Source organism: Mahella sp. (assembly GCF_020054945.1).
Taxonomy (GTDB): Bacteria; Bacillota; Clostridia; order Mahellales; family Mahellaceae; genus Mahella.
On the sequence record NZ_JAIHAU010000011.1, the window covers coordinates 17,123 to 35,089 of the forward strand.

The window sequence follows — 17,967 nt, forward strand, 5'->3', positions numbered from 1 at the left end:
ATATTACAAAGTATTGTGTTATCATTAAACCAGTATAAAAATCGTTAAAAAGCTATATTAACGCGTGCGAAATTTATGGTAAAATATTAACAAATCGGAGGATGAGGAAATGTTATCGGATATCGAAATAGCACAGCGGGTCAAATTGCAACCTATAAGCGAAATAGCAAGGAAAGCGGGGCTGTCGGAGGACGACCTGGAGATGTACGGCAAATATAAGGCCAAAGTAAGCTTAGATGTATATAATAGGCTTAAAGACAAACCGAACGGCAAACTTGTATATGTTACGGCTGTGACGCCGACGCCGGCCGGCGAGGGCAAGACATGCACGGCGGTAGGCACCACGCAGGCGTTGGGCAAGTTGGGCAAAAACGTTATGCTTTGCTTGAGAGAACCGTCATTGGGGCCTACCTTTGGTGTAAAAGGTGGTGCTGCCGGCGGAGGATATTCACAGGTGTTGCCTATGGAGGATATAAACCTTCATTTTACAGGGGATATACACGCGGTGGGCACAGCGCATAATCTTCTGGCCGCTATGCTGGAGAATCATATAGTACAAGGCAATAAATTGAATATAGATCCGACACGTATCATATGGAAACGCGTTATGGACATGAACGACCGCCAGTTGAGAAGGATTGTGGTCGGATTGGGCGGCAAAGCCAACGGTATACCGTTGGAGTCGGGCTTTGATATAACGGTAGCGTCGGAGATTATGGCTATATTATGCCTTACCAGCGGTATGGCAGATCTTAAAAAGCGTTTGGGTGATATGCTGGTAGCATACACGTACGATAACGAACCGGTATATGCAAGGGATCTAAACGCTGTAGGCGCTATGGCTGTGTTGTTGAAAGATGCCATAAAGCCCAATTTGGTGCAGACGCTGGAAGGTCAGCCGGCTTTTGTGCATGGCGGACCATTTGCTAATATAGCCCACGGCAACAACAGCATAATAGCCACCAGAACAGCTTTGAAGCTGGCCGATTATGTTGTGACCGAGGGTGGATTCGCTGCCGATCTTGGAGCCGAGAAGTTCTTCGATATAGTAAGCCGCGTTATAGATGTACATCCCGACGTAGTGGTTCTGGTAGCGTCGATAAGGGCATTGAAGTCGCATGGAGGCGTGGATAAGGATAAGCTGTCCGAGGAGAATGTAGACGCTCTGGCCAAAGGCTGTGCAAACTTAGACCAGCATATAGATAATGTGCATAACAAGTACGGATTGCCGTTGGTAGTGGCTATAAACCGTTTCCCGAGCGACACCGAAGCCGAGATAGAATTTTTAAGACAGCATTGCGAGGATGTCGGCATACGCGTCGCCCTTTCCGAAGTGGTAGCCAAGGGCGGAGAAGGCGGAATAGAGCTGGCTCGGCAAGTCATAGACGCATTGGAACACGATGATAACAACTTTAAGACCATATATGACCTTGAGCTTTCTTTAGAAGATAAGATAAGGACTGTAGCCAAAGAGGTATACAGAGCTGATGATGTGGTATTCAGCGGCAGCGCGGCCAAATCGTTAAAAACTTTGACCCAGTTGGGTTACGGTAAGCTGCCGGTATGTATAGCCAAGACACAAATGTCTTTTTCGGATGATCCATCGCTTAAAGGTGCGCCGCGCGGCTGGAAACTCAACGTTCGCGAGGTTAAAGCATCGGCCGGTGCTGGATTCATAGTGGCATTGGCCGGCGATATCATGACCATGCCCGGTTTACCGCCGGTGCCTGCGGCAGAAAAAGTCGATATAGCCGAGGACGGTACTATTACAGGATTATTCTAAATGAGATGCCGGATGAATATTGAGTTGATATCTTGGATGTGGATATTGTTAAAAGTTTGTCCGAATCAGCGATTATTAGCATTTTGACCTGTGGATAACTTTGTGCATAATGTGGATTACTTAAAGTTACAGTTAAAGTTAAACATATCTTCTATTGCATGAGCATAGATATGATTATAACTTAAAAGAATGGTGAATGCTTTGATATATCTCGATAATGCCGCTACATCTTATCCTAAGCCGGAATGCGTATATGAAGCCGTACTCAGGTGTATGAGAGAATACGGGGCAAATCCCGGCCGCTCAGGCCATAGAATGGCTATTGAGGCAGGCCAAACGATATATAGATGCCGCAAATCATTGGCCGAGTTGTTCAATATACCCGATCCTATTGATATAGTATTCACATATAATGCTACCGATGCAATAAACCTAGCTATAAAAGGGTTTATTCACAGCGGCGATCATATAATATCCACATCGATGGAGCACAATGCCGTTGCCAGACCGCTTGCGGCACTGAGCGCCCAAGGGGTGGCCGTAAGCTTTGTTCCGTGCAGCGGCGACGGCACATTAAATGCGCCAGATATAGAGCGTTATATCCGCCATAATACGCGTCTTATAGCGATGACGCATGCATCTAACGTTACGGGCACGATTATGCCAATAAATGAGGTCGGTGAGATAGCTCACAAGCATGGAATAACATTTCTGGTTGATGCCGCTCAAACGGCGGGCACGTGTGATATAGATGTGTGCAGAATGAATATCGATATGCTGGCATTTCCCGGGCATAAGGGGCTCTTAGGTCCACAAGGGACCGGCGGACTGTATATAAAAAAAGGAGTAGAATTGCAACCCTTGAAACAAGGGGGTACCGGAAGCAATTCTGAAAGCCTTATACAACCGGAGTTTATGCCGGATAAGTTTGAGAGCGGAACGCTCAATACGCCGGGGATAGCCGGTCTGGCGGCGAGTGTCGAATATATCTTGGACAAAGGCGTCGACGCCATACATAGGCATGAGACGGATCTGATAAAGCATATGCTCCAAGAGCTGCGCTTTCTAGACGGCATATCCATATACGGTCCGTCAGATTCCGAAGGCAGGGTGGGCATAATATCGCTCAATATAGAAGGCGTCACAGATGGCGAATTGAGCAACCTTCTGGATCGAGATTATGGTATAGCCACTCGGGCAGGTTTACATTGCGCTCCGTTGGCGCATAAAACGATCGGCACCATAGATAAAGGTGCCGTGCGGTTCAGCGTAAGTTATTTTAATACGAGAGATGATATAGATGCAGCCGTGTCCGCGCTTAAAGAAATAATATATATGAAAGATTAGTTCATATCCTATTAAAAAACATGTGCTTCAACGTCAAATAAACTGTTGACTTCTAACCAAATTGGTGATAAGCTATGCTGTGGAATATGGAGTGATGCTGATGCGGAAAGCTGTTGACATTTTTGATTTAATGCGAGATACTGCGAAAATTAAGGTGTATGAGATCATAAGGGAATACGGGCCGATCACGCGGGCAGAGATCAAACATATAACCGGAATGAAATTAACTACATTATCGCGCATATTGGATGAATTATCTGATAAAGGGCTCATAATGCAGACCGGTTTTGATGTATCGGGCGGAGGTCGGAGGCCGGTGCTTTTTGCCATAGTGCCGTCGTTCGCTTACGCCGTAGGTATAGATATATCGCGCACATACACCAAAGCGGCGCTGTTTGATATGGCATTAAAAATGGTCGACAGCTATACTATGGACATGGACGAAAGCTGCACGCCTCAGAGCGTTATCGAACGGCTGGCAGCTTGGTTAGACGGTACGGCGGTGGATAAAGATCGCGTCCTGGGTATAGGCATTGGAACGGTCGGTTCCATAACGCCGGACGGTATTATGAAACATTCGCGTGACTTTCCATCTCGCGGATGGGATATGGTTCCGATAAAGCATATGATGGAAACATATACCGGTCTGCCCGTTGTAGTGGCCAATGGTGCGGATTGTGCGGTCATGGGTGAATATTCATGCGGTAAAGCAGCAAAGCGCTCCGGTGTAATAGCGTATATAATAATAGGCATAGGCATACGCTGTGGAATTATGGTAGACGGTGCTGTAGTGAGCGGGCTCAACGAGCAAGAAGATGCTTTTGGGCATATGGTAGTGGATATAGACGGTAAACTGTGCGGTTGCGGCAATTACGGCTGCCTTGAAACGTACTGCTCGATACCAGCTATTATGACGTCCTATGCATCGCATATAAAGAAATACCGCTCCAATGACGATTTGCCGCTATCGCGTTTGGTTTTTCGAGATTTTTGCGCAGCTTTGGAGAAAGGCGACGAAATAGCCTTGCGCGTGGCCGACGATTCTGCCGCGTACCTTGCGGCCGGCTTGGCGAATTTTGCTCGTCTGTTAAATCCGCAGCTTATAATGTTAGGCGGGCCGCTTATAAACGATTGCCATCGAATATATGACGTTGCGGTCGAAATGGCCTATAAACGATTGTATGGGAATGGTAGCGTTAAAACCCATATTTTCGACGAGGGTTTGTTGTCCAACCAAGCCGTATGCACAGGTGCCGCTGCTATGATAATAAATACAACGCTCTATCGTTCCGGGGCCAATGCAATGCGCGAATCACGCGACAATACAAACAGATTGTCGCGGATAAAATTAAGTTAATGGAATGGAAAGGATATTATAATGGATGATAAAACACGGTCTATAGATTTTAAGATGCTTTGGGTTCTTTTTATAACGTTTTTTAAGATAGGAGCATTTACATTTGGCGGCGGCTATGCCATGATACCTCTGATAGAGAGGGAAATGGTGGAAGGCAAAGGGTGGATAAGCAGGGAGGATATAGTCGATATATTAGCGGTATCACAATCGTTGCCCGGTGCCATAGCCATAAACTCCGCTACTTTTATAGGCTATAAGATAGCAGGTGTATCGGGTGCGATATCGGCGACATTAGGCGTCATACTGCCGTCGGTAATAGTGATCACAATTATCGCATCTATTTTTGTGGCTTTTAAGGAGAATATGATCGTGCAAAAGGTATTCGCCGGCATAAGGTCTGCCGTAGTGGCGCTGATAGCCGTAGCGGCATGGAATATAGGCAAAAGCTCTGTTAAAGACTTTACCGGCCTTATTATAGCTGTCGGTGCCTTTATAGCTTCGGCCATATTCGACGTACATGCCGTATATATAATATTGATCGGCATAATGCTTGGGATTATATTGCAGGGCATAAATACCAGAAAGATCATTCAGCGAACTTATAGCAACGATAATCATGCTGGAAAGGAATAATATAAGATGGATATCACAACGATTATTCAATTGGTCACGACCTTTTTTAAGATAGGTTTATTCAGCTTTGGCGGCGGTTATGCTATGATACCCCTTATGGCAAAGGAGATAGAGGGACATGCATGGCTGACGGCACAGGAATTTGCCGATATAATAGCTATAGCAGAAATGACGCCCGGCCCTATTGCGGTGAATTCGGCAACATTTACCGGTTATCAGACTGCAGGCATAATAGGCGGTTTGGTGGCCACTTTCGGCGTAGCTTTGCCATCGTTCATTATAGCTACTATCGTATCGCACTTTTTTATACAATTTCAGCATCATCCGTTGGTTCAAAACGCGTTTTATGGTATACGTCCGGTGGTGACAGGGCTTATAGCCGCTGCTGCCGTAGCCATCGCTCAGACGTCGATATTTACAGGCGCTCTCACGCCGCAACTGCTTATCGGTATATTTACGCATCCATTACAATACATAGATGTTAAAAGCCTGGTCATATTTATGGGTTCGCTTGCTGCGCTCATTTGGTGGAAGAAACTGCATCCTATATTGCTCCTAGCTATAGCCGGTTTGGTGGGGGCTATTATATTTTAGGCTATGGCCACTGTTCAGATACCATATGTGACTGTTTATCCGGCTTGGCAACGGATTAGCCTCAGGCTTATTTCCAGAAGCCTTAATACATATGTTGAGCGGGCTTTTGAAGCATGGGACCACAGCCATAGTGAGGTATATATGAATTTACAACAGCACGAATTGCAGGGGCTGCTTTGAAAATGCTTGAAAAAATGAGGTTGGTGATATAAAATTAAACAGTAATAATTGATAAAGATGAGGATATTATTTATGATGGATGAGTGCAGCATGGCTTTCATATTCAAACAATGTTTGGGAAAAGATGTAGACCGAGCATTTTGTAAAATATACTGATGACAACAAAGGGGTATCGCTGTGAAAATAAAGACGCCGAAATTTAGAGGTGTCATTCTAACTGCTTTTATAGTTATAGTGAGCATGGCCCTTATTGTGCTCGGCTTTTTAAACCTTAAAAATTGCGATAATACTTTCGGCGGTATATTTATAGCTTTGACAGTGGCTATTTTGACTATAAGCGTTACCTTATCATGTTATATAATATGGAAGCTGGTTAAAGATGCAGATGACGCGGATAATTATAAAGCCCGAGTAAATGACTATGAACAGATCATAACCGAATTGCGTGCTCAGCGCCATGATTTTCAAAATCATTTAGCGGTCATATCCACATTGCTTCAAATGGGAGCCTATGACAATGCTATGCAATATATGAGCAATATGTTAAGCGACGTAAACAGTTTATTCAACGTAGGAACGCTAAAAAAACCGGAAATAGCGGCAGTACTTATTAGTAAGATAGATGAAGCCCATAAAAAGGGCATAGATGTAGAACTGGACATCACGGCTTCGCTGGAGGACGTTCAAGCTAGCGCAGTAGATATTGTCAGGATATTATCAAATTTGATGGATAATGCTATCTATGAACTATCCCATCAACCATCACCACATAAAAAGCTTTTCGTATCTATAAAAGAAAATGAGCTATACGCTATATTTGCAGTCATAAACAATATCCCTGTTATTCCGTCGGATATCAGAGAAAGAATATGGCAAAAAGGTTTTACAACAAAAGGCCATAACGGCGAAGGTTTGGGCTTATATGTGATAAAGAAATTAGTAGATAAAAATGGAGGCCGGATATTGTTCAATAGCGATGAGCAAAATGGCACAGTGTTTCAGATAATGTTGCCGCTTTCCCAAAATATATAGATTATCATCGCTAAATGATGTATAATACAGTATATACATTATATGAAGGTGGTTAATATCTTGGCCAAAAAGATACTTATAATAGATGATGAACGCATTATGGTCAAAGGCTTGAAATTTAGTTTAGAACAGGATGGCTACGAGACCGATGCGGCTTATGACGGCGAAGAAGGTTTGAATAAGGCGTTAAACGAGCATTATGATCTCATAATATTGGATATAATGTTGCCTAAAATAAACGGGTTGGAAGTTTGCAGACAAGTGAGGGAGCAATCATCTGTTCCTATTATTATGCTGACAGCTAAAGGCGATGACATGGATAAAATACTTGGATTGGAATATGGCGCCGATGATTATTTAGCCAAGCCGTTTAATATACTGGAATTGAAAGCCAGGGTAAAAGCTATATTTCGAAGGCTTGATTTGGCAAATCCTAAGAAAAATGATAAGTATTTGAAAATAAAAAATTTAACTATAAATTTTGAAAATCGGACAGTATTGGTGGATGGCCGAGACGCTAATTTGACAGCAAAAGAATTTGATTTGCTCGAAGTATTGGTAACTGGGAGAGGTAAGATTTTCAGCAGAGAGCAATTGCTCGAAACAGTTTGGAAATATGATTATTTGGGCGATCTTAGAACAGTGGATGTGCATATAAGACGCTTGAGGGAGAAATTGGAGAAAAATCCGAGTCAGCCCGAGCTTATTTTTACCAAATGGGGAGTGGGCTATTATTTTGCTCAGGAATAAACATATACGTTTACGTCCGGTAAGTTTGCGATGGCAGATATCGGTTTCATATTTTGTTATAATAGCCATCTCGTTTACGATGCTCAATATAGCGGTGGTAAATATATTGGAGCAAAATTATATTTCGTCAAGGAAAACCACCTTAATAAAGCAGGCTAATATAATATCGGTGGTGTCCGCGGGCTATCTGCAGGATGCCAATCCGTATATAAATAATGTGATATCGGATTTCAGCGATAGCTTGAGCGCTAGGATACTCATATTAAACCATAGGGGGACGGTGGTGGCGGATTCATTCAACGACATAAATATCCTTAACCGCACGTTGAACCATCAAGAGGTTTTGGAAGCCCTAAAAGGAGAGAGCGTAAGCCAACAATATTATTTGCCCGAGGGACAATGGGTCATGTATTCCACAGCACCTATAACCGCCGACGGCGATATCATAGGGGTGGTGTTCATATCCTCTTCCCTTGCAGATATATATGATTCAATTTCACAGGTACGGAGCAGATTGTTGGTCTATTCTGTATTCTTAGCGGTAGCTATAGCGTTGTTCAGTTACTTTATATCGGGATTTGTAGCCAAACCCATAAAAGATATAACCGATGTTATACGAGAGATGGGGCGCGGTCATCTGCGCCAAAGGGTAAAGGTCAACGGTAGCAGGGAGATTATAGAGCTCGGCAATGCCTTTAATGTTATGAGCCAGCGCGTTGAAAGTCTGGATAAGGCCCGATCGGAGTTTGTGGCCAACGCGTCACATGAATTAAAAACGCCCTTAAGCTCGATAAAGGTATTGGCACAGTCGCTTGTTCAAAATCCGGACGCCGGCTTGGACGTATATAAAGAATTTATGCATGATATAGATTCAGAGATAGATAGGATGAGCAATATCATAAATGATTTGCTTACGTTGGTTCAGTTGGATAAAGACAAGCCCCAAATAACATATGGCGATGTGGATTTGGATAAATTGATAAATGAAACGTTGAAAGTATTGAGGCCGTTAGCGGCTGCTAAAAATATAAAATTGAACTATAGATGTGAAGAAGGCGCGTACATTAAGGGAGATGCACCTAAGTTAAAGCAGATGCTTATAAACTTAATAGACAATGCATTAAAGTATACGCCGGCGGGCGGCAGTGTGGATGTGCGCTTATACAAGAAGGACGGCAGGGCGTTGATAGAAGTTGCGGATAACGGCATTGGCATACCGGAAGCCGATCTGCCCTATATATTTGATCGTTTTTATAGGGTGGACAAGGCCAGATCCAGATCTACGGGAGGGACAGGCCTCGGCTTGTCTATAGCACAGAAGATAGTTTACCTGCATAATGGTACTATAAACGTTGAGAGCAATGAAGGGGAGGGTACGCGTTTTTTTATAGAATTACCCATAGATATCGGCTAGATTTAATGAAAACGTTAAAAATGCTTAAAACATTTGTAAAGAATCAGGCGTATAATAATGGCGGAAGGAGTGGACGCAGGTGTATAATTCGGGTAAAATTATGACGCATATTAAACTATTAGCGATATGCCTTATAGCAGTATTATTTCTATCATCGTGCGCGTTATTTGACCAGGATACCGGTCAAGAGAATTCCGGGTCCGTACTGGCGGACGGTACTCAGACTTCCCCCATTCCCATAAGCCCCGATATTGAACAATATGATGTGGATGTGATGCTGTACTTTCTGAGCCAAGACGGTACCAGCTTGGTACCTGAGAAACGCAGCATAAAAAAAGGTCCTGAGAGATTGGAGGAGCTGGTGGTATCCGAGTTGATAAAAGGTCCTGTGCAGAGTGGCCATATAGCTATTATTCCGCCTTCTGTCAAGCTGCTGTCCGTAACCTCCAGCGATAATATAGCCTTTATCGATCTGAGCCAGGATTTTTTGTCCGTCGATAAAGAGTCGCCTGATAAACGAGCGTTAATGGTATATTCTATCGTAAATACATTAACTGAATTAGACGGGATAGATAAGGTTCAGTTCCTTATAGAGGGTAAAAAGGCCCCTATATTTTCCCCGGAGAATGAACAGATTCCTATTGAAGATAAGGCACAAAACATACAAAGCGGGCCTATAGCTAGAGCCAACAGTTTAATACAAAGCCCGATAACTGCTGTAAATGGCTTTTTAAAGGCATTATCGGCAAACGATCTCGATAAAGCGTATATATATATGTCGGATGATGTTAATGATAAGAACAGAAAATCTCTTCAGGAATTCAAGGATGCGATAAAACAAGTAAATTTTAAGCTTGTGGATTATGAGGTTTATGATTACAGCTTGGGTCTGGACAATAATGAAGCGCTGGTATCTACAGATTTTGAAATAAAGTTAAGCGACGGCAGCACTATAAAAAGGGATAAAGCGTTGCTGAGGACGATACGCTTGAACGGTATATGGAAACTGGAATGGACACGGCTATTATTTGAAGATTTGCAGTTAGAGGCGTTGAATACTACGAGGAAATAGAAAGCTGGTGGAAGGATCATGAATAGACGACGAAAAAGCTGGTCTGCTTTTAGGCTGATAGCATTGGTTATGCTGCTGTTCTTGCCGATCATGGCTTGTTCTAACTCAACACTGCCTCAGGAACAACAAGACTCTGATGCTGATGCGCAGAAACAAAATGTTTCGCAACAACAGCCGGGGAAGATTGCGGTTACTTTGTATTTTACAGATAAAAATTTTGAAAAACTGGTTACGGAAAGTCGTGAGATAGAACTGCAGACGGGACAAACTCTTGTTGAAGCGGTGCTTGAAGAGCTATTCAGGGGGCCGCGCCAATCCGGGCATGAAACAGCCATACCGCCGGATGCCAAGCTGCTAAAGGTCAGCCAGGCCGAGAATATAGTGACGGTAGATGTGTCAAAGGAGTTTGATGTAGGCGATATACAGGAAATAGTAGCTAGGATAATGGTAACCAATACCTTGACGGAGCTGCCTGGCGTTAAATATGTTAAATTTTACAAAGATGGCCAAGAATATATAGGCGCAAGCGGAGAACCCCTGGGATTAATGACCAAAACTGAAACCCCGCAAGAGCAATTGGCTTCAGAAAACCAGTCTGCGGACGATGCCGCTAAAAAATACAACATGATATTATATTTTGCCGGTTCTCAAGCTATGTATGTAGTGCCTGAGGTGCGGGAAGTAAATATCGCAGGCCAGCGTTATGCTCAGACGGCTATAGAAGAGCTTATAAAAGGTCCTACGACACCGGGCTTATATCCTACAATACCCAACGGTACAAAGCTTAAAAGCATAAAAATCGAGAATGGTACGGCCGTAGTGGACTTTTCAAAAGAATTTAAGGAAAATCATCCCGGTGGATCAGCCGGCGAGCTTATGACCATAACTTCGATAGTCAACACTTTAACGGAGTTTTCTTCGATAAAGAATATAAAATTTTTAATAGAAGGCAAAGAAAACGAAACCTTGGCCGGCCACGTTATATTCGATCAGCCGTTTACTAGGAACGAGGACATAATAGGGCAGAGGATAATACTGTATTTCAGCAATAAGGATGCAAACTATCTGATTCCAGAGTATCGCGACATTCAACACGACGAGCCGAATGTTGTTAAAAGAATAGTTCAGGAGCTGATAAAGGGGCCCGTGGCAGAAGGATTAGAACCTACCATGCCGGAAGGTTTAACCGAGAAGGATATTCTGGATGCTAAAATAAACGGCGACACCGCTGTATTAAATTTTTCTTCCAACCTAAAGACCAAGCATAAGGGCGGTTCCGCTGGTGAGACATTGACAGTATATTCTATTGTTAATTCTATAACCGAGCTGCCTAATATAAAACGTGTGCAAATATTGATAGACGGCAAAGTGCAGGATACGTTAGCCGGACATATGGCGCTGGATGAGCCTATAATGAGGAATCCTAATCTGATAAAAGAGCAATAAAAACCGTTTGAATGGCAACAATAAAAAACCATCTTTGCTGAAGATGGTTTTTTTATTGAATAAGGCTGCGAATAGTGGTAAAATTACCAGTGAGGTGATATGAATGAGAATAAAGCCTGAGGAAGTGGACTATATAGCAGCTTTATCAAGGCTGGTTTTATCGGATCAGGAAAAAAACATGTACGCCAGGCATCTTAGCGAAATATTGGAGCACGCCGAGCGCTTGAGCGAATTGGATACCGATGACGTTGAACCTACAGCGCATGTTTTGCCGTTGAAAAATGTCTTTCGCGATGACCAGGTTAAACCGTCATTGGAGAGGGATATATTGCTGAGCAATGCGCCTGAAGTAGAAAATGGCTGCTTTAAAGTGCCTAGAATAGTGGAATGAGGAGGACTTTCGGGTGGAATTATATAGGCTTACAGCTCATGAGGCTTACGAGAAGCTGAAAAAGCGTGAGGTGAGTGCTCGTGAGCTTGCTCAATCCGTGATAAAGCATATAGAGGACGTTGAACAAAGCATTGGAGCATACATACATCTTGATTTTGACGCAGCTTTGAAACAGGCTGACGATGTGGACAGGCACATAGATGAAGGCCATGAAGTACCGTTGCTTGGCGGTTTACCTATAGCCATAAAAGATAATATGTGCACAGAGGGTATAGCTACGACATGTGCGTCGCGTATGCTGGCTGATTTTGTACCGCCTTATGATGCTACGGTTGTGCGTCGTTTAAAAGAAAGACAGGCCGTTGTATTGGGTAAATTGAATATGGATGAGTTTGCCATGGGCTCATCGACCGAGACATCGGCATTTAAGAAAACTAAAAACCCATGGGACACAGATAGAGTACCTGGTGGTTCCAGCGGAGGGTCGGCAGCGGCAGTGGCGGCCGACGAGGCATTCTTTACACTCGGTTCCGATACCGGCGGCTCCATTCGACAGCCGGCGTCATTGTGCGGTGTGGTGGGCATGAAACCCACTTACGGAGCGGTATCGCGATACGGGTTGGTAGCATTTGCTTCATCTCTTGACCAAATAGGACCGTTAACAAAAGATGTAAAGGACTGCGCTATGGTATTAAATGCGATAGTCGGTCATGATCCCTATGACGCGACGTCGGTATCGAGATCATATCCCGACTATACATCTGCTTTAATCGATGATGTCAAAGGTATTAAAATCGGCGTTCCCAAGGAATTTTTCGGTCAAGGCATAAATGAAGAAGTGAAAAGTGCCGTAACAAAGGCCATTGAGTTATTCAAAGAGATGGGAGCGGATTATGAGGAAACATCTTTGCCCTATACGGATCATGCGCTTTCAGCCTATTATCTTATAGCATCGGCTGAAGCCAGTTCAAATCTTGGACGCTATGATGGCGTAAAATACGGTTATCGGGCAGCTCAATACGACGATATGATAGATATGTATAAAAAAACGCGTAGCGAAGGCTTTGGCAGCGAGGTAAAGCGCCGTATAATGCTGGGCACATATGCGTTGAGTTCAGGTTATTATGATGCCTATTATTTGAAGGCGTTGAAGGTCAGAACACTTATAACAAGGGATTTTCAGCGAGCTTTCGAGAAATACGATGTTCTCGTGGTGCCTACGTCGCCTACGACGGCTTTTAAGATAGGCGAGCGCTTGGATAATCCCATGGAGATGTATTTATCCGATGTATGCACAGTGCCGGTAAATATAGCCGGATTACCTGCCATATCCATACCATGTGGTTTGGACGGCAGAGGTTTGCCTATAGGCTTGCAGATTATAGGCAAGGCCTTCGATGAAGAGACTATACTGCGCGTGGCATATGCCTTTGAGAGCAATACGCCGTATCATAACCAAAAACCTAGTGAAAGGTGAACATAACAGATGGAAGTACAAACCCTTATCGGATTAGAAGTACATGCTGAGTTGGCAACCGAAAGCAAAATGTTCTGCAGTTGCAGCACCGAGTTCGGAGCCGAACCCAATACGCATTGTTGTCCAATATGTACGGGCATGCCGGGTGTCTTGCCGATGCCCAATAAAAAAGCCATAGAATATGCCGTTAAAGCAGGGCTGGCTCTGAATTGCGATATATCGGAGTTCAGCAAGATGGATAGGAAAAATTATTATTATCCTGATCTTCCCAAAGCCTACCAGATCTCTCAGTATGATTTACCGCTCTGTACCGGCGGTTATGTGGATATAGAAACCGAAGACGGGCCCAAGCGCATACGCATACGCAGGGTCCATATGGAAGAAGATGCTGGTAAACTGTTGCATGAAGGCTGGGGCAATAATTCATTGGTAGATTATAACCGAGCCGGCGTGCCGCTGATAGAGATAGTAACCGAACCGGATATGAATTCACCGGCTGAAGCAGGGGCATTTTTGGATAAATTAAAAGCTATATTGCAGTACATAGAGGTATCCGACTGTAAGATGGAGGAGGGTTCTTTGCGCTGTGATGTTAATATAAATGCAAGGGCCGATGATAAATCTATGGCTACTGCTATCACGGAAATGAAAAATCTGAATTCATTCAAGGCTGCTGTCAAAGCTATGGAATACGAAGAAAAACGCCATCGCGAGGCTCTGCTCGAGGGAGATCCGACAGTGCATGAAACACGGCGGTGGGATGATGCCAGAAGCGTCACCGTCGCAATGCGCAGCAAAGAGGAGGCTCATGACTATCGATATTTCCCCGAGCCGGATCTCGTGCCGATAGCTTTAGACAAAAGCTATATAAAAAGCATAAGAGAGAATCTTCCGGAATTACCGGATCAAAGATATCAGCGCTTTATTTCTCAATATGGTTTGCCGCAATATGATGCCGGAATCTTGACATCATCGAAATATCTGGCCGACTACTTTGAACAGTGCATGACTATTTACGATAATGCTAAAACCGTAAGCAACTGGCTTATGGGTGACGTCTTGAGGGCTTTGAATGAAAATGGCAAAGATCCGTCGGACATACCATTTCCGCCGGCATATTTGGTAGATTTGATTAAATATGTCGATGATGGCACCATAAGCATAAGCATTGCCAAAAAGGTATTCGATGAAATGTTTGCAAACGGAACCGACCCCGGTGCTATAATAAAAGAGCAGGGATTGGTGCAGATAAGCGATGAAGGTGAATTATTGGGAGTAATACGGCAAGTTATTCAGGAAAATGCGCCTTCGGTAGCCGATTATAAAGCCGGTAAAAAGAAGGCTTTAGGTTATCTGGTAGGTCAGGCCATGAAACTTACCAAAGGTAAAGCCAATCCACAGCTTTTAAATAAACTCTTAGAACGGGAATTAAATTAATCATACCAAGCCTTCTTGCCTAATATAATTGTAACAAGATATTAGGTGAGAGGGTGTTATATTAATGGCTTATAAGAAGTGGATAATATTTCTAGCGTTGGCCTTAATATTGTCTGGCGGATTAATGGCATGTTCTTCCGAGAGCGATGATGAGGCTGACAAAAGTGATACGGCAAACACAGATAGTGCTGCCGAAACGGCCGGCCAAACCGAGATAACCAGCAATATGCGTCCCACAGTACTGTATTATCAGGATGCCGATGGATATGTTGTGCCGGTGATGCGCAGGATACAGTGGCAAGAGGCCATAGCCAAATCAGCATTGCAAGCCATAACCGATGAAACCGTAATGCGAGAAGATATACAAAAAATAGGCTTATTGCCTTCCATACCGGCTGGTACCCAGATAAATGGCATAAGTATACATGACGGTTTGGCCACTGTGGACTTCAACGACGGCATAATGAACTGTGCGGATGCTACTGAAGAACGCAATATGGTCGATGCCATAGTGTATACTTTAGCCGAGTTTCCGACTATAGATAAAGTGCAGCTTCAGGTTAACGGCAAAATTGTCAAAAAGTTAAAACATGGTACAGCTGTGGATAAACCGCTTGAACCTACTGGGATAAATGCGGAAGCCAGTGATGAAAACCTCGATCTAAATAAGGCTTCGAGGGTAATGGTATATTTCACAAAAACATCCGCTCCTAATTTTGCTTGCATGGTTCCTGTAACCAGATTTACATCAGCCAGCAGTGCTAATATAGCTGATGCTATAGAAGAGCTGCTGAAAGGGCCTAAAGAGAATGGCAGTCTGGCTACATCTATACCGCAAGGCACCAAACTTTTGGGTGTTCAGGTAAAAGAGGGGGTAGCGTATATCAATCTTTCTAAAGAATTTGAAGCTGTTCAAAATGCGCAGGCCGATATGGATATGGCGCTTAAGCAGCTTATGATGACGGTTAAACAATTTGACGGAGTGCAAAAGGTTAAGATTCAAATAGACGGCAAAGATATGGGTTCAGGTGAGAATGCTGTTGCTGAGCCGATAGCCGTTCCAGCATTTGCTAATGAATACTGATTTTTGGAGGATATAATGCGGGCTTACCATAGAGGTCTTGATCAACTGCGGCCGGTAATATTAACGCGCGATTACTTAAAACACCCTGATGGATCGGTGTTGATCGAAGCCGGAGAAACCAAAGTAATATGTACGGCGATGATAGAAGATAAAGTTCCACCCTTTTTGAAAGGCACAGGTAAAGGTTGGATAACCAGCGAATATGGCATGCTGCCGGGGTCGACCCAGGCGCGTAAAATAAGGGAGTCTACCAGAGGCCATATAGAAGGGCGTACGCAGGAAATACAACGCATCATAGGCAGGGCGCTGCGTTCAGTTGTGGATATTTCTGCTTTGGGTGAACGCACTATATGGATAGATTGCGATGTTATACAAGCTGACGGAGGTACGCGCACAGCTTCTATAACAGGGTCTTTTGTAGCGTTGGCTATTGCTGTTAACAAACTGTTTGAGAAGAAAAAAATAGAGCGTTTTCCCATAAGCAATTTGGTAGCTGCTGTAAGTGTGGGTATAGTAGATAGCCAGATTATGCTGGACCTGTGTTATGATGAAGATGCAAGGGCTCAGGTGGATATGAATATTGCTATGACCGATGACGGCCGCTTTGTAGAGATCCAGGGAACTGGCGAAGCGGCGCCGTTTTCGCGCCAGCAGATGGACGAGCTGATAAACCTTGCTGATAAAGGGATACAGGAGCTTATGGCCTTGCAGATAGATTGTTTGGGGGAAATAGCTGATAAAATAGGTGACAAAAGGTGAAGATCAAGGACATCATCATAGCTTCTAATAATGTGGGCAAGATTGTGGAGATCAAACATATATTGACGCCTTTAAGCGTCAATATATGGTCTATGCAAGAAAAAGGTATATATGTGGCGGTAGAAGAAGATGGCGACAGCTTTCAAGAGAATGCCGTTAAGAAGGCTATGACTGTATGTAAAGCGGCTGATGAGTGGACGTTGGCTGATGATTCAGGATTAATCGTACAAGCATTAAACGGGCGACCAGGTATATATTCGGCGCGTTTTGCCGGTCAGAATGCCGGCGATGAAGACAATCGCAAAAAACTTCTCGATATAATGAAAGATATACCGTGGAGCCAACGCAAAGCGTCATTTTACTGTTGCATCGCTCTTGTTTCGCCCGATGGCCATGTAATAACGGCAGACGGCCAGTGCGACGGGTATATAACATATGAGGAGAGGGGAAACGATGGTTTCGGATATGATCCTGTATTTTGGATACCCGAATATAACAAGACATTTGCCCAATTGGATGCATCGGTAAAAAATAGGATAAGCCATAGGGCGAAGGCATTAGAGGCATTGAAGGATAAGATTAAAGATTACATATGAGAGGTAAACTAATGAGGATAGGGGTAATGAGCGATACCCATGGTCATCTGGCCACAGCCAGAAGGGCCATAAAGGATATGGGTAATGTCGACATGCTTATACATCTCGGCGATTATTGCCATGATGCCGTACTGTTATCGGCTGAGCTACAAAGAGATATAATATCTGTAAAAGGGAATTGTGATTTTTCTTCCAGTATACCGGCAGAACAAATTATAGAGGTCGAGGGATTGAGAATTTATGCTGCACATGGACATCAGCACGGCGTCAAGTGGGATCATGACGGTATAATTCAAAAGGGCGTGCAGGTGAAAGCCGATATAGTATTGTTCGGCCATTCGCATGTATCGGAAATATTCGCAGATAATGGCATACTTTTCATCAATCCTGGCAGCATAGGGGAACCGCGCGGTTCGGATACGCCCAGCTATGCGATTATCGAGATAAAAGACGGCAAGGCATATCCATATATAGTGTCCCTATAATCTCTTGCGTCATCTAAGCCTTACATTGTTGAAACTTCAATTCGTAATATATAGCTGAAATGAGTAATATAAAGCGATGCAAGTGATATAAAGCCGGAGAACGCCTTGAAATATTGCGTAGGCGTACTCA

At 43.8% G+C, this 17,967-nt stretch carries 17 protein-coding genes; all 17 read left to right on the plus strand.

Translation table 11 applies throughout. The features are described 5' to 3' along the window. The first annotated feature begins 109 nt into the window (after window positions 1-109). The 17 genes from JG770_RS03750 to JG770_RS03830 all read left to right on the plus strand — a co-directional run bounded on the left by JG770_RS03750 (window position 110) and on the right by JG770_RS03830 (window position 17,837). Entirely contained in the window at window positions 110-1,783 is a 1,674-nt protein-coding gene (locus JG770_RS03750) for a formate--tetrahydrofolate ligase (RefSeq protein ID WP_291955399.1), read from the plus strand. A gap of 201 nt (window positions 1,784-1,984) precedes the next feature. Further along, the gene (locus JG770_RS03755) at window positions 1,985-3,130 is read left to right on the plus strand and encodes an aminotransferase class V-fold PLP-dependent enzyme (protein ID WP_291955401.1); all 1,146 of its coding nucleotides are present in this window, start codon (window positions 1,985-1,987) and stop codon (window positions 3,128-3,130) included. 100 nt (window positions 3,131-3,230) lie between these two features. Further along, a complete protein-coding gene (locus JG770_RS03760; RefSeq protein WP_291955403.1) occupies window positions 3,231-4,487 on the plus strand; it encodes an ROK family protein in 1,257 nt (418 codons plus the stop codon). A 21-nt stretch (window positions 4,488-4,508) separates the two neighbouring features. Continuing rightward, complete coding sequence (locus JG770_RS03765) at window positions 4,509-5,120, plus strand: chromate transporter (protein WP_291955406.1); 612 nt, start codon at window positions 4,509-4,511, stop codon at window positions 5,118-5,120. A gap of 6 nt (window positions 5,121-5,126) precedes the next feature. Next, window positions 5,127-5,714, plus strand: a complete 588-nt coding sequence (locus tag JG770_RS03770) for a chromate transporter (RefSeq protein WP_291955409.1) — start codon at window positions 5,127-5,129, stop codon at window positions 5,712-5,714. A 357-nt stretch (window positions 5,715-6,071) separates the two neighbouring features. Further along, window positions 6,072-6,926, plus strand: a complete 855-nt coding sequence (locus tag JG770_RS03775; protein ID WP_291955412.1) for an ATP-binding protein — start codon at window positions 6,072-6,074, stop codon at window positions 6,924-6,926. Window positions 6,927-6,986: 60 nt separating this feature from the next. Then, window positions 6,987-7,676, plus strand: a complete 690-nt coding sequence (locus tag JG770_RS03780; RefSeq protein ID WP_363320906.1) for a response regulator transcription factor — start codon at window positions 6,987-6,989, stop codon at window positions 7,674-7,676. Then, the gene (locus tag JG770_RS03785) at window positions 7,663-9,090 is read left to right on the plus strand and encodes an ATP-binding protein (protein ID WP_291955417.1); all 1,428 of its coding nucleotides are present in this window, start codon (window positions 7,663-7,665) and stop codon (window positions 9,088-9,090) included. The genes JG770_RS03780 and JG770_RS03785 overlap by 14 nt, the downstream gene beginning before the upstream one ends. Window positions 9,091-9,169: 79 nt before the next feature. Further along, the gene (locus JG770_RS03790) at window positions 9,170-10,162 is read left to right on the plus strand and encodes a GerMN domain-containing protein (protein WP_291955420.1); all 993 of its coding nucleotides are present in this window, start codon (window positions 9,170-9,172) and stop codon (window positions 10,160-10,162) included. An 18-nt stretch (window positions 10,163-10,180) separates the two neighbouring features. After that, window positions 10,181-11,608 (plus strand): GerMN domain-containing protein, encoded by a 1,428-nt coding sequence (locus JG770_RS03795; RefSeq protein ID WP_291955423.1) that lies wholly within the window; start codon window positions 10,181-10,183, stop codon window positions 11,606-11,608. A 103-nt stretch (window positions 11,609-11,711) separates the two neighbouring features. Beyond that, window positions 11,712-11,999 (plus strand): Asp-tRNA(Asn)/Glu-tRNA(Gln) amidotransferase subunit GatC, encoded by a 288-nt coding sequence (gatC, locus tag JG770_RS03800; RefSeq protein ID WP_291955425.1) that lies wholly within the window; start codon window positions 11,712-11,714, stop codon window positions 11,997-11,999. A 13-nt stretch (window positions 12,000-12,012) separates the two neighbouring features. Then, a complete protein-coding gene (gene gatA / locus JG770_RS03805) occupies window positions 12,013-13,476 on the plus strand; it encodes an Asp-tRNA(Asn)/Glu-tRNA(Gln) amidotransferase subunit GatA (protein ID WP_291955428.1) in 1,464 nt (487 codons plus the stop codon). A 9-nt stretch (window positions 13,477-13,485) separates the two neighbouring features. Beyond that, window positions 13,486-14,913 carry an Asp-tRNA(Asn)/Glu-tRNA(Gln) amidotransferase subunit GatB gene (gene gatB, locus JG770_RS03810; RefSeq protein ID WP_291955431.1) on the plus strand — a complete coding sequence of 476 codons (1,428 nt, stop codon included), beginning with the start codon at window positions 13,486-13,488 and terminating at the stop codon, window positions 14,911-14,913. 64 nt (window positions 14,914-14,977) lie between these two features. Beyond that, window positions 14,978-15,997, plus strand: coding sequence for a GerMN domain-containing protein (locus JG770_RS03815; RefSeq protein ID WP_291955434.1), 1,020 nt, complete (start codon window positions 14,978-14,980; stop codon window positions 15,995-15,997). A 15-nt stretch (window positions 15,998-16,012) separates the two neighbouring features. After that, entirely contained in the window at window positions 16,013-16,756 is a 744-nt protein-coding gene (gene rph, locus JG770_RS03820) for a ribonuclease PH (protein WP_291955436.1), read from the plus strand. Beyond that, window positions 16,753-17,352 carry an XTP/dITP diphosphatase gene (locus JG770_RS03825; protein ID WP_291955438.1) on the plus strand — a complete coding sequence of 200 codons (600 nt, stop codon included), beginning with the start codon at window positions 16,753-16,755 and terminating at the stop codon, window positions 17,350-17,352. Before rph ends, JG770_RS03825 begins: the two co-directional genes overlap by 4 nt. A gap of 11 nt (window positions 17,353-17,363) precedes the next feature. After that, complete coding sequence (locus JG770_RS03830) at window positions 17,364-17,837, plus strand: metallophosphoesterase (protein WP_291955440.1); 474 nt, start codon at window positions 17,364-17,366, stop codon at window positions 17,835-17,837. The last annotated feature ends 130 nt before the right edge of the window (window positions 17,838-17,967 follow it).